Below are 12882 nucleotides of genomic sequence, written 5' to 3' on the forward strand. Positions count from 1 at the left end.
AATATTAATCGTTAATTATTCATTGTCTATTGTTCGTTGATAATTGGTGGCAGATGCCTTCTTCGTCCATGCCGCACAGGTGGTAGAGCTCGGCCACTGTACCATGTTCGATGAACTGGTCGGGCACGCCGATACGGCGCACGTCGGGCTTGTAACCATTGTCGGCCATAAACTCCAGTACGGCGCTGCCCATGCCTCCGCTGATGACGCCGTCTTCCACTGTGACGATGCGTTGGAAGCGTTGTCCTATCTCGTGGAGCATTTCCTCGTCCAGTGGCTTGAGGAAGCGCAGGTCGTAGTGGGCGATAGACAATCCTTGCTCTTTTTCGGCTCGCGCGATGGCGCGTGCTGCTATGTTGCCGATAGGACCCAGTGTGATGATGGCTATGTCCGTGCCATCCTTCAGGCGGCGTCCTTTGCCCACGGGTATCTCTTCCAGCGGGCAGCGCCAGTCGAGCAGCACGCCCCGTCCGCGCGGATAGCGGATGACGAACGGCCCCTTGTCGGACAGCTGGGCGGTGTACATCAGGCGGCGCAGTTCGTGCTCGTCCAGAGGCGAGGCAATGGTCAGGTTGGGGATGGGGCGGAAGTAAGCCAGGTCGAATACGCCGTGGTGTGTGGGGCCGTCTTCGCCCACCAGGCCGGCACGGTCCAGGCAAAGCACCACGGGCAGGCGCAGCAGGGCGATGTCGTGTATCACGTTGTCGTAGGCACGCTGCATGAAGCTCGAGTAGATGTTGCAGAAGGGTTGCAGCCCTTCCTTGGCCATGCCGCCCGAGAAGGTGGCCGCATGTCCCTCGGCGATGCCCACGTCGAAGGCGCGGTCGGGCATGGCTTCCATGAGCTTGTTCATGGAGCAGCCGGTGGGCATGGCGGGTGTCACGCCCACAATACGCGGGTTCTGCCGTGCCAGCTCCACGAGCGTCTCGCCGAATACGTCCTGGTAGAGGGGCGGCAGGTGGCTGGTGTCGGCCAGGATGCGTTCGCCCGTGTCGGGGTTGAACTTGCCGGGCGCGTGCCACACGCCGGGATCTTTTTCGGCCGGCTCGAAGCCCTTGCCCTTGGTGGTGTGCAGGTGAAGTATCTTGGGGCCCTTCAGGTCCTTGATGTCGTGGAGCACGCGTGCCAGATTCTTCACGTCGTGTCCGTCGATGGGCCCGAAGTATCGGATGTTCATGCCTTCGAAGATGTTCTGCTGCTGGGCGGCCATGGACTTCAGGCTGTTGGCAAAGCGGATGAGAGCCTTGCGCCGCTCTTCGTTGAGGATGCCCATCTTGAAGAGGATGCGCGACATCTTGAAGCGCAGCTGGTTGTAGCGGTTGCTCGTAGTGAGGTTGAAGAGGTACTGCTTCATGCCTCCCACGCTGCGGTCGATGGCCATGTCGTTGTCGTTCAGGATGATGAGCAGGTCGTTCGGCGTGGACGAGGCGTTGTTCAGCCCCTCGAAGGCCAGTCCGCCGCTCATGCTGCCGTCGCCAATGACGGCCACTATCCTGCGACTGGTTTCGCCCTTCTGCCGGGCGGCCACGCACATGCCCAGGGCAGCCGAAATGGAGTTCGACGCATGTCCGCAGGCAAAGGTGTCGTATTCGCTCTCTTCAGGCGAGGGGAAGGGCTTGATACCCTTGAAGCGGCGGTTGGTCGAGAAGGCGTCGCGACGTCCCGTCAGTATCTTGTGCCCATAGGCTTGGTGCCCCACGTCCCATACGATGCGGTCGTAAGGCGTATTATAGACGTAATGCAAGGCCACGGTGAGTTCTACAGTACCCAGGCTGGCGGCAAAGTGTCCAGGGTTGCGCGACACTTCTTCGATGATGTCCTGTCTCAATTCCTTGCAGACTTCGGGCAGCTGTTCTACCCTCAGTTTCCGTAGGTCTTCAGGGGTAGTGATGCTGTTCAGCAAGCTATATGTAGTCAGGTCCGTATCCATCTTTCTATTGCTATGGTATGTTATAATAGAATGCAAAAGTAACAAAAAGAAATCGGATGTCGGAAATAATTTGCGGAAAAACAATGGATGGCGCACGTTTCGTCGTTTGGATAAACGCATAGATTTATGTTAATAAAACTAATACATTGTTTTGTGAGGTGGAAAGCAGTGCTTTCGTGCAGGTAAAACGGTGCTTTCTGTTTATCATTACGGGCAGTAGGAACTGAATGTGCAGATTGTTCAGAAAATGGCAGGTCGCTTGTCTGTCGGGGCGTGAATGGGAAAGTTTGTATCGGCCGACATTTTCAGGTGGGCGAAAATCTTTATTGGGAAAGATGTTTTCTTGAAATATAGTCTTATCTTTGCGAAAAACTAATTCTTTTTTCATTATGAGTACAATCTTACAGCTTGCTCCGCAGAATGTGTGGAAGCATTTTTATTCACTGACTCAGATACCCCGCCCGTCAGGGCATGTAGAAAAAGTGACCGAATTTCTGGTGAACTTCGGCAAAGAACTTGGATTGGAGTCGTTTGTCGACGAGGTCGGCAATGTCATCATTCGTAAGCCGGCTACTCCAGGCATGGAGAATCGCAAAGGGGTCATCATGCAGGCCCACATGGACATGGTGCCGCAGAAGAACAATGATACAGTACATGATTTTACAAAAGACCCGATCGAAACCTATGTGGATGGCGATTGGGTGAAGGCTAAAGGTACGACTTTGGGTGCCGACAATGGCTTGGGCGTAGCGGCTGCCATGGCAGTGCTCGAGGCTCAGGACTTGAAGCACGGTCCTTTGGAAGTGCTCATTACGAAGGATGAAGAGACGGGCATGTATGGCGCTTTCGGCCTTAAGGAAGGTACCCTGAAGGGGGATATCCTGCTCAATCTCGACTCGGAGGATGAAGGTGAACTCTACATCGGTTGCGCAGGTGGTATCGACATCACTGCCATGCTGGAGTATAAGGAAGAGGCACCTGCCGAAGGTTTTGTAGCCCGCAAGCTGACGTTGAAAGGGCTTCGTGGCGGACATTCTGGTTTGGAAATCAATCAGGGACGAGGCAACGCCAATAAGTTACTGGCTCGTGTGGTACACGACCTGTTGGTCGAGTTCGATTGCCAGCTGGCTAGCTTTGAGGGTGGTAACATGCGCAATGCCATCCCACGCGAGGCACATGCCGTTTTGCTGTTCAACCCAGAAGATATGGATGGGCTGAATGAATACATTCAAGAATATGAAGCTCAGATCAACGATGAGTACACGACTATCGAGAGCAACATCAGCTTGAAGATGGAGGAAACAGACGTACCTGCTGCTGTAGTACCAGAGGAAATTCAGGACAACATGATCAATGTGCTGATGGCTTGTCAGGACGGTGTGATGCGTATGATACCGACTGTGCCCGATACAGTAGAAACTTCCTCTAATCTAGCCATCGTCATCATTGCCGGCGGAAAGGCGGAAGTGCGTATTTTGGCGCGCAGCTCGTGTGACACGATGAAAGATTTTCTGGCCGACAGCTTGGCCTCTTGTTTCTCGATGGCTGGTATGAAGGTAGAGTTCAGCGGAGCCTATTCTGGCTGGCAACCTAATGTCAATTCTCCTATTTTGCAGGCCATGAAGTTGTCTTATAAAGAACAATTTGGAGTTGAACCTGCCGTGAAGGTCATCCATGCAGGATTGGAATGTGGCATCATTGGCGCTACCTATAAGAATCTCGATATGATTTCCTTTGGCCCAACGTTGCGTTCTCCTCACTCACCTGACGAACGTGCTTATATCCCAACAGTAGCGAAGTTCTACGATTTCTTGGTTGCTACGCTGGCCAAGACTCCTGAGAAATAAGTCTTTTATATAATATAAGGTATAAGGACCGCATTCCTCCGTATAGGGATGCGGTTTTTTTCTGCCAATCTGTCTGTCTCGCATGACAAAAAATACATTTTGGCAGAGAATGGTATGTGTGAACTTTAGAAAAATTGATGCAGGTCAAGAAATATGCTATAAAACATATTTTTCGCCTTCTGAACGCTTGCGATTTTAAATAAAGGCACTAATTTTGTGTTGTAAAACATGAAATCAATGAGATTTCGGTAAGTTTTCAATAGGATAACAAAATTGTTTTAGGAGGATAACAAAATGAAAATGTTAAAGAAAATCTTTAAGAATGTCGGAAAGGCCGACAAGAACATTTGGGGTTATGTAATGCTCTAAGCATTTACATTCCCCAATTGAAAAAGAGAATTGAAAACCAGTTTCAACTATTAGTAAAGAAAGGGTTTTGATTATGAAAAAATTATTGGTTTATTTGATAAATGCTTTGTCCATTATGGGCGAAAGCGAAATGCTCTCCATGGGATATGGAAGCGAGAGATAAAGCACATTTAGTTGAAAAGCAAATTAATAATAAGCGGAGACGTACGTTGAGTATATCTCCGCTTTTTTATTAGTCGTCTGGGATAGATGTTCAGAATGTTTCGCCAGGTTGAGGCCAATAAGGTGAAGGTACATGCATCTTTTGCATGGCTTGGTCAAACTCTTGTACCATTTCAGGGTATTTGTTGGCCAAATTGGTTGTTTCGGATGGATCTTCCTTTAAATTGTATAACTCTAAAGGCTGGTCGGGTTTGATGGTTACGCATTTCCAGTCGCCTTTGCGTGCTGCACGTTGCTTGCCTGGGAATTCCCAATAAAGCATTCGGTCGTTTGTGTTTATCTGCTGACCATAGAAAAGAGGGAGAATATTCATACCATTGAGGTCCTTGGGCAGATAGGCAGTAGCTTCAGTCAAAGCGGCAAGTGTTGGCATCATGTCTGGGAAATAGATCATGTTTTCGAGTTTCTGTACAGGGACCTTGCCGGGCTGGTTAACGATGAAGGGGACGCGTATTCCGCCTTCATAGAGCATTCCTTTCCGTCCTTTGAAACCGGCATTGCAATTCAACACTTCGAGAGGGGCCTGAATAGCAGCTCCATTATCTGATGCAAAGATAATCAGTGTGTTTTCTCGTAGATTGAGTTGCTCCAGCTCGTTTAGCAACCGGCCGATGGCAGCATCCATGTGTGTGATGAGGGAAGCGTACCGTTTGGTGTCTGGTGTCCATGTTTCTTGCCCTTCATACCAAGCTGTTTGGTCTATGTTATAGGGCTCATGAGGTGCATCGTAGGCAAGGTATAGGAAGAAGGGATTGTTTTTATTTCTGCGAATGAAGGCAATGGCATCATTGGTGCTCAAGTCGTTATTGTGTATACCATGTTTCCCGTTTGCATTTTCAGGGATATTGATAAGTGAGTCGCCATGGAAACGATAGTAGGGATAATAGTAGGGCGAATTGCTATGGACGGTAGAAATGGTCCATCCGTAGAATTCGTCAAAGCCTCGATGGTTGGGAGACGCACCTTTGTCGTAGCCGTCCAAGTGCCATTTATTAACCAGGCATGTACGATAACCTGCTGCGCTGAGCACGGTGGCGATTGTCGTGTCTTGGGGTAGCAGATTGGCTCGTCGTACGATCGTGGAGTCTCCGCCAGGATTCACTTTGATGCCGGCAATGCCTCCAGCAGTACACATATTATCGCGTATACGGGTATTTCCTGTATTTTTTCCTGTCATCAATGCGCATCTTGATGGTGAACTAATGCCACTTCCTGCATAACACTGTTCAAAGCGTGTACCAGTTTCAGCTAACTTGTCGATGTTGGGCGTCTGTACGTATTTGTTGCCATAGCAGGATAGATCTCCGTATCCCATGTCGTCGGCCAAGATGAAGATGATGTTTGGCCTGTCGGGTGTTGCCTGTTTATCCTTCTCATGCGTGGAAAGGCAGGATGTGAGAGCAATGCCGGCTGTGCACAAGCTGCCGGCAAGAATAAGGTTTTTCATGTCAAAAAGTGGATTATAGTTGGTTTTCGATGCTAAATATATAATAAAGAAAAGTAAGATAGGGCAGCCTGAGTCGATAAATAACGCTTTGAAGGTGCGAAAAGAACAAAAGCAAAAGTGCCTCAGTCAAAATAGACAGTTTGTGTGATACCTAATTCATTGTTTCCTTTCTGGTAATATACCTAATTTTAGTGATTGTACTATCCATGCCGATGCGCTATCTTTGCAACATCAGATTTGAATGAATTAGTTAGTCATAATTACGTAACCACTTTTATTAAGGTAAATAAATCCCCGCTTCCCGATGTGATATCGTGGAGCGGGATTTTTTTTTAGAGCTATTACAAATTAACGCAGATTGATGCAGGCAATTATAGATATCTGTATCAATCTGCGTAATTTATGATGAAGGAATACTTTTAAAGTTTCTCCTTGATGTCGCTCAACTCCACTAGCTTGTTGACGATGGCATAGATGGTGAGGCCGGCGGGCGAGTGTATCTGCAGCTTGCGCGCGATGTTGCGGCGGTGGGTGATGACGGTGTGGATGCTCAGGAAGAGCTTGTCGGCAATAGCTTTGTTCGTCATGCCCTTCACAACGCAGGTCACGATTTCCTTTTCGCGCTGGCTCAGCGTGTCCGATTCGTTGTCCTTCTCCTCTTCTTCCTCCTCGTCGCCACGGAGCAGGCCGTTCAGCTTGGCGGCGATGATGTCGAGGTCATCGCAGATGGAGAAGCGCTCGTCGTACTCCTTCAGCACGTTGTTGTGCGTTACCGACGAGATGAGGGCGATGTACTTCACACCCGTCAGGCGGGGATGTTCGGCCTTGAAGGCGGGCAGGTTGAACCATCCGTCGAACGAAGGATTGATGATGACCATGTCCGGCTGGTGCAGGTGGGCGTAGTGGCTCAGCGCTTCGACCGAGTTCACCTCGATGGGATGGATGTCGAGGTTGGGGATGCGTTTCAATACGGCCGATACGCCACTTCGGATGATGATGGACGCTTCGGCCACGACTATCTTCAACGACTGGTTATTGGTGCTCATCTTTCAGTCTCCTTTCCATTTGCGCCACGGCGGGCACAAACATATAGTCCTCCACCTGGCAGTGCGACGCCAGGTCCTGCTCACAATTGAAGATATCGAACAGGACGGCGTTCAGCAGGTTGTTGTTCTCCTTTTCGGGGTAATACTTGATGATGATGTTCTTCAGTTCCGTCAGTTTGCGGTCTATCTGGTTGTGGTGGCTGGCGAAGGTGGCGATGTCATAGGTATTGGACAGGTGGCCTCGCAACAGCCCGTCCACGTAGGTGAAGACGGCCTGGTTCTCGTACTCCATGTGGCGGCGCACCTCCTTGGCATATTCGTCGAAGAACTTCAGGATGAGGAAGGCCACATCGTTGGTACCCGAACAGTCGATGGCCTCGATGAGCTTGCGTCGGATGGCAGGCAGGTTGAAGTCGAGGAAGTACGTGTGCGCCCGCTTCAGGTAGTCCATCAGGGCGGTGAGCGAGAAGTCGTCCTCCTCGCCGCTGTACGTATAGGGCTCGTGGCTGATGAAGTTGGCTACGGCCAGAAAGGTCTTGTAGTCCACTCCCTGTGCCTGGCAGACGTCCTTCACCGAACGGTCGCCGAAGCCCAGCGACAAGCCGAAGCGGCTCATCACCATCAGTAGGGAGTAATTGTCGCAGATGAGGTCGCTCATCTTGTCTGTGGCGCGGTATTTATGAGGTTCGTTCATGGGCGTAAATGCTTGTTACTGTTATAACTGCCTTATGGCAGCGGTTGTTCTTTACTCGGCCGCAAATTAACGATTTTTTGGTGGATGGCGCAATCCCCATTTGTAGGTATTTCGTTCTTGGATGGAAAGCAATGTTTTCGTCCTCGCAAAACGGTGCTTTCGTCCTTGGAAAGCACTGTTTTCTTTCCTTTCCTCAAGTAAACTAAATCTTTTAGTTCTTATTAACGAGAAAAATTAGTTTATGAACTAAATTCTTTCGTTATTTGCGGAAAACAAAAGGTAATTATGAAAGGACTGACCGCAAAAGAAGAAGAAATCATGGGCTTTTTCTGGGAAAAAGGCCCGCTGTTCGTAAAAGAAATGCTAGCTTTTTATGACGAGCCGAAGCCTCATTTCAATACCCTGTCCACCATTGTGCGCGGGCTCGAAGAGAAAGGTTACCTGTCGCACAAGGCCTATGGCAACACCTATCAATATTATGCCACCGTCAGCCGCGACGACTTCAGCCGCCGTACCTTGCGGAGCGTCATCAGCAAGTATTTCAATAACTCCTACCTGGGCGCCGTGTCGTCGCTGGTGAAGGAGGAGGACATCTCGCTGAAGGAGCTCAAGGAACTGATACAGAAGGTCGAGGAGGGGCAGTTATGAGGAAGCGCTTGCTCTTGATAATGGGGTTGCTTTGTGGCTTCGTCTTGCTTTCGTGGGGGCAGTCGGACGGCAAAAAGGAGCCGAAGCTGTTGGTGGACGGCTGTTTCTTCACCGAATCGCCCTCCGAACTTCAGGGAGCCACTTACCAGATGTCCATCCTGAAAAGCGACGACGGACGAACGATGATGCTGGTGACGGGTATTAAATTGAGCGAAGAATCGAAGAAATATGCCGTTCCCCTGTTGGAAGTGAAGGATGCCAACTATTGGCTGGAGAAGGCGAAAGAGAACAAAAAGTTCCTGTCAATAAGCGATTACGTCCCCAAGATGGCCTTGAACGAGGGCGAGCGCATCAAGCCCTTCAGTGTGCAGGCCACGGACGGCACCCGCTGGACCGATGGCAATACGCAGGGACGTCCGCTGGTGTTGAACTTCTGGTACACAGGTTGCGGCCCTTGCATCCGCGAGATGCCCGAGTTGAACGGGTGGATGGATGCCTGTCCCGACGTGAACTACCTGGCCGTCACCTGGAATACGCCCGAACAGATACAGAAGATTGTAGAGCGTCGTGGCTTTCGCTTCCATCAGGTGGCAGGCGACTCCGTGTTGTGGAATATGTTCGGCGTGCAGCAGACGCCCACAACGGTGGTACTCGACAAGCAAGGCGTGGTGCGCAAGCTCGTGATAGGCACCAGCCAGCAGAAGCGCGATGAACTGCTGGAGGCTATCCGGCAGGTGTCGGGCGAGAAACAATGATCAGTTGGATAATTTAGAATAGAATCCGTATGAAAAAGATATTATTGATAATGTTGTCCGTGCCGTGCTGGTTAAGTGGGTACGCACAACTGAAGGTGGTGGAGAAACCTTACTTCCTGGGTGGGGAGACAAGGCTGGAAGTGAGCTGTGTATCTCTCTATGATGATCGTACGGTGGTCGACGTGGACTATTATGCCGGAGCCATGGGAGATGAAATCAGGTTGTCCCCTTCGGCCACTTTGTCGGCCGGAGGCAAGCAATATGCCTTGAAGAAGGCTGAAGGCATTTCGACCGCGGAGGATTTGGAGGTAGCCGCTAACGGGAAAGTCAGCATGCAGTGGACATTCGAGCCACTTCCGCTCGATGTCGCCACGTTTGACTTTCAGGAAAATGTGGACCGTGGTTGGAAGCTGAATCAGATACATTTGGACGGCAAAAAGCCCGAAATCGTTGTGCCTGAACGTTTGATCAGTCATCGGCCTGACTATGATCGCCCTCTGCCGACGGCCGAGCCTGCCTTTGGAAAGTTCCGCATCACCGTCCGTTTCTTGGGCAAGGTATCTCCGGGCAATATCCGTTATGGCTTGAGCGAATGGGGCGCGCAGTCGTTCCTGCCTGTTTCAGTCGAAGAGAAGGACGGCGTTTGTGTGATAGACGACTACCTGACCCATCCGGGGTTGAAGTCATTCTACGTGGGCAGACGGAAGTTTTCGGTCTTTGTGGTGCCAGGTAGCGAGGTGACGATGACCATTAACTATTATGCCATGCAGATGGCGGGTACGCATCTCTTTGGCGAAGAATACAAGGACGTGCAGAAGGTGTGGTTCGAGGGCAATTACGACGGACTGAACACAGCCTTGGCCAATGGCCCTTACAGCCTGGATGCGACCGACGAACTGGATGATATCGGTACCTTGTCGGTGGACGAACTGAAAGAGAAGGTATTGGCTTATTACGCACGGGTGAATCGGTGGCTGGAGAGCGATGCTTCGCTCAGTGAGCCTGTGAAGAGGTTGTTGCACTTGGAATTGCAGGCTCTTACATTCAGCAACGTTTCCTCTGCCAAGTACATCATAGGTTATGCTCCACGGGCTAAAGGGCAGAAGCGGGGCAACTTGGTAGAAGGGCCTGGCTTCCGCGACGAAATCATGGCACTTGACTCCCTCCGCTCACCAGCCATGATGATGACCACGCGCTATTCGAGCATTGTGTCGGCCTTGAGTGAGGCTCACGACCTTGCCGCAGACCATGCCTGGTGCAAGGATATGGAAAGCACGGCCTTGAACGAGATGGCGCGCCGCTATCTGGGACGTATGGCTCCGCTGCCCGATACGTTGCTGGCCAAGGTGGACAGCCTGCAGACGCCTGCCATTCGCGAATATGTCCTGACCAAACACCACGAATACGCAGAGGCTCTGAAAAAGTCTGCCAATGAAGGCGACGGTTACACCATTGCTACGCTGGACGCTTCCGTCAGGGGCGACAGCCTGTTGCCGGCCATTGCTGCCCGTCACAAGGGACGTGTGGTGTTGATAGACTTTTGGGCCACGTGGTGCGGCCCGTGCCGTCAGGCCATGAAGAGCATGAAGCCGATGAAGGAGGAACTGAAGGGCAAGGAGGTGGACTTTGTGTTCGTGACCGACGAAACCTCTCCGCAGGTGTTATGGAAGACGATGATTCCCGACATTCACGGCGAGCATTATTATCTGACCAACGCACAGAATGCCGACCTGTTGAAGAAATATCAGTTCACAGGCATCCCCGCCTACCTGATACTGGACAGGGAAGGCCGCGTGGTGTACCAACATGTAGGTTTCCCAGGCACGGAGGTTATGAAGCAGGAGTTGGAGAAAGCATTAGGAACGTTTTAAGTTGACAAATGAATATGGGAACCTTTTTAGTCTACATACTTAAGTCTGCTGCCTGCCTGGCGGTATTCTACCTGTTCTATAAATTGCTGATGAGCCGCGACACGTTTCATCGCTTCAACCGCTTTGCCCTGCTGGGGTTGCTGGTGCTCTCGTCCGTGCTGCCGCTGGTGGAAGTCAGCGTGAATCGTCCCGCTCCTGTCCACGAGACGATGCTCACGTTGGAGCAACTCCTCCTGCTGGCCGATGTGCAGACGGAGGGCGAGGCTGTGGCTCAACCCACTACGGCCCTGTGGGTGCGCGTGGCTCTGCTGGTCTATCTGGCGGGCATTGTCTTCTTTGCCGTGCGTAACCTATGGTCGCTGGGGCGGCTGGCTGTCTTGCTTCGTCGAGGCCGTCTGGAGCGGCTGGCCGACTGGTTGCCGGGCAGGGTGGAGAATGTAAGGCTGGTGGTGCACAATCGTGACATCGCCCCTTTCAGCTGGATGCGCTACATTGTCCTCTCGCGCAAGGACCTAGAGGAGAACGGTCGCGAGATACTCATCCACGAGCTGGCACATATCCGCAACCACCACTCATGGGACCTGCTGTTGGCCGACCTCTGCATTTTCGTGCAGTGGTTCAACCCCGCCGCATGGCTTCTGAAGCAAGAATTGCAGACCATCCACGAGTACGAGGCCGACGATACCGTGTTGCGCGAGGGCGTGGACGCAAAGAAATATCAGATGTTGTTAATAAAAAAAGCTGTCGGCACAAGGCTCTACTCTATGGCCAACAGCTTTAATCACAGTTCACTTAAAAAACGTATCACTATGATGTTAAAAGAAAAGTCAAGTCCGTGGGCGCGGGTGAAGTACCTCTATGTACTCCCGCTGGCGGCACTGGCCGTGTCGGCCTTTGCCCGTCCCGAAGTGTCGGCTGTAGCCGACGAGCTTTCAAGCGCCAAAGTTAATGATTTGGTGGCAAGTATGAAAACAAATCAGGTAGAAACTGCCTCCGTCGCGGTGAAAGATACCTTGATGCCCGACGAGCCCGTCTTCGAGGTGGTGGAGCAGATGCCTGAGTTCCCTGACGGTGGTATGGCGGGGCTGATGGAGTATTTCAAGAAGAACCTTCGCTATCCTGAAGAGGCCAAGAAGGCAGGCATGCAGGGACGCGTGGTTGTCCAGTTCCTGATCAACAAGAATGGCGCCATCAGCGATGCGAGTGTGTTGCGCAGTGTTGACCGCCTGCTCGATGCCGAGGCTGTCCGCCTCGTTCGCTCCATGCCCAAGTGGAAGCCGGGCATGCAGAAGGGAAAGGCGGTGACGGTGAAATATACTGTTCCTGTACTATTCAAGCTGGAGGATGTGGTGTCGGAGGCTTCGGACAAAAAGAACGATGTGATTATAGTAAAAGGTACCCATGCTGATTATGCGGATATGTTGATAGTAATCGATGGTCAGGAGGTGACTCCCGAAATCCTCGGGGCTCTCAATCCCGACCGCATCCACTCTTTCAGTATCCTGAAGGAACCGACTGATGTGGCTCAATATACGACAGACAAGAGTAAGAAAGCCGTAATGCTGGTCACGTTGAAGAAGGAAGAACCGAAACCCTTGGCAGGCACTGTGTCCACCATCCGCGTGTCGGATAGTGCCATGAAGGCGCAGGTAGTAATAGATGACAAACTAGTGGATGAAGCCACCTTCAAGTCTTTGTCGCGGGACGAGATTGAGTCCATTACCGTGCTGAAGGATGAGGCTGCTACTTCCCTTTATGGCGAGGCGGGCAAGAACGGTGTTCTCTATATACGTACCAAGTCTGCTGCCAGCGCAAAGGACGGCGAACTGAAGGTCAGTGGGCAGGTGGTGGACTCGCAGGGCGAGCCCGTTATCGGTGCCTGTATCACGATTGAAGGTACGACCAACGGTACTGTGACCGACGTGGATGGCAAATTCACGCTCACGGCCCCTAACGATGCCATGCTCAAGGTGACCTATATCGGCATGAAGGAGGCCCGGCTCAAGGCTTCACCTATTTTGGTAGTGAAGCTGGAGGAAGAATGAGCATAGCT

9 protein-coding genes are annotated in these 12882 nt (G+C 51.5%); 5 read left to right on the plus strand and 4 right to left on the minus strand.

Going from position 1 to position 12882, the window contains the following annotated elements; all coding sequences use genetic code 11:
* Positions 1-19: 19 nt before the first annotated feature.
* Complete coding sequence (gene dxs / locus BQ8005_RS16085; RefSeq protein ID WP_075318739.1) at positions 20-1930, minus strand: 1-deoxy-D-xylulose-5-phosphate synthase; 1911 nt, start codon at positions 1928-1930, stop codon at positions 20-22.
* A 389-nt stretch (positions 1931-2319) separates the two neighbouring features.
* Between dxs and BQ8005_RS16090 the strand changes: the two genes are divergently transcribed.
* Positions 2320-3777 (plus strand): aminoacyl-histidine dipeptidase, encoded by a 1458-nt coding sequence (locus tag BQ8005_RS16090; RefSeq protein WP_075318740.1) that lies wholly within the window; start codon positions 2320-2322, stop codon positions 3775-3777.
* 622 nt (positions 3778-4399) lie between these two features.
* On the opposite strand, the gene BQ8005_RS16095 is transcribed toward BQ8005_RS16090, so the two are convergent.
* From BQ8005_RS16095 to BQ8005_RS16105, 3 genes are all read right to left on the minus strand, one after another.
* Complete coding sequence (locus BQ8005_RS16095) at positions 4400-5815, minus strand: sulfatase-like hydrolase/transferase (RefSeq protein WP_075318741.1); 1416 nt, start codon at positions 5813-5815, stop codon at positions 4400-4402.
* Positions 5816-6234: 419 nt separating this feature from the next.
* Positions 6235-6861 (minus strand): response regulator transcription factor, encoded by a 627-nt coding sequence (locus BQ8005_RS16100; RefSeq protein WP_075318742.1) that lies wholly within the window; start codon positions 6859-6861, stop codon positions 6235-6237.
* The gene (locus BQ8005_RS16105) at positions 6848-7555 is read right to left on the minus strand and encodes a hemerythrin domain-containing protein (protein ID WP_075318743.1); all 708 of its coding nucleotides are present in this window, start codon (positions 7553-7555) and stop codon (positions 6848-6850) included. The genes BQ8005_RS16100 and BQ8005_RS16105 overlap by 14 nt, the downstream gene beginning before the upstream one ends.
* 285 nt (positions 7556-7840) lie before the next feature.
* On the opposite strand from BQ8005_RS16105, the gene BQ8005_RS16110 reads away from it, so the two are divergent.
* From BQ8005_RS16110 to BQ8005_RS16125, 4 genes are read left to right on the plus strand one after another with little or no spacing between them, the layout of a single operon-like run.
* Positions 7841-8203, plus strand: a complete 363-nt coding sequence (locus BQ8005_RS16110) for a BlaI/MecI/CopY family transcriptional regulator (protein ID WP_022020699.1) — start codon at positions 7841-7843, stop codon at positions 8201-8203.
* A complete protein-coding gene (locus BQ8005_RS16115; RefSeq protein WP_083610586.1) occupies positions 8200-8958 on the plus strand; it encodes a TlpA family protein disulfide reductase in 759 nt (252 codons plus the stop codon). Before BQ8005_RS16110 ends, BQ8005_RS16115 begins: the two co-directional genes overlap by 4 nt.
* Before the next feature lie 29 nt (positions 8959-8987).
* The gene (locus tag BQ8005_RS16120; protein ID WP_083610587.1) at positions 8988-10829 is read left to right on the plus strand and encodes a TlpA family protein disulfide reductase; all 1842 of its coding nucleotides are present in this window, start codon (positions 8988-8990) and stop codon (positions 10827-10829) included.
* A 14-nt stretch (positions 10830-10843) separates the two neighbouring features.
* Positions 10844-12874 carry a M56 family metallopeptidase gene (locus BQ8005_RS16125; protein WP_075319308.1) on the plus strand — a complete coding sequence of 677 codons (2031 nt, stop codon included), beginning with the start codon at positions 10844-10846 and terminating at the stop codon, positions 12872-12874.
* Positions 12875-12882 lie beyond the last annotated feature (8 nt).

It is taken from the genome of Bacteroides togonis (assembly GCF_900130135.1).
GTDB classification, from domain to species: domain Bacteria; phylum Bacteroidota; class Bacteroidia; order Bacteroidales; family Bacteroidaceae; genus Bacteroides; species Bacteroides pullorum.

Excerpts from the sequence above, each read along its gene's own strand:
- dxs (WP_075318739.1), bottom strand. The coding sequence starts at position 1,930 with ATGGATACGGACCTGACTACATATAGCTTGCTGAACAGCATCACTACC.
- BQ8005_RS16090 (WP_075318740.1), top strand. The coding sequence starts at position 2,320 with ATGAGTACAATCTTACAGCTTGCTCCGCAGAATGTGTGGAAGCATTTT.
- BQ8005_RS16095 (WP_075318741.1), bottom strand. The coding sequence starts at position 5,815 with ATGAAAAACCTTATTCTTGCCGGCAGCTTGTGCACAGCCGGCATTGCT.
- BQ8005_RS16100 (WP_075318742.1), bottom strand. The coding sequence starts at position 6,861 with ATGAGCACCAATAACCAGTCGTTGAAGATAGTCGTGGCCGAAGCGTCC.
- BQ8005_RS16105 (WP_075318743.1), bottom strand. The coding sequence starts at position 7,555 with ATGAACGAACCTCATAAATACCGCGCCACAGACAAGATGAGCGACCTC.
- BQ8005_RS16110 (WP_022020699.1), top strand. The coding sequence starts at position 7,841 with ATGAAAGGACTGACCGCAAAAGAAGAAGAAATCATGGGCTTTTTCTGG.
- BQ8005_RS16115 (WP_083610586.1), top strand. The coding sequence starts at position 8,200 with ATGAGGAAGCGCTTGCTCTTGATAATGGGGTTGCTTTGTGGCTTCGTC.
- BQ8005_RS16120 (WP_083610587.1), top strand. The coding sequence starts at position 8,988 with ATGAAAAAGATATTATTGATAATGTTGTCCGTGCCGTGCTGGTTAAGT.
- BQ8005_RS16125 (WP_075319308.1), top strand. The coding sequence starts at position 10,844 with ATGGGAACCTTTTTAGTCTACATACTTAAGTCTGCTGCCTGCCTGGCG.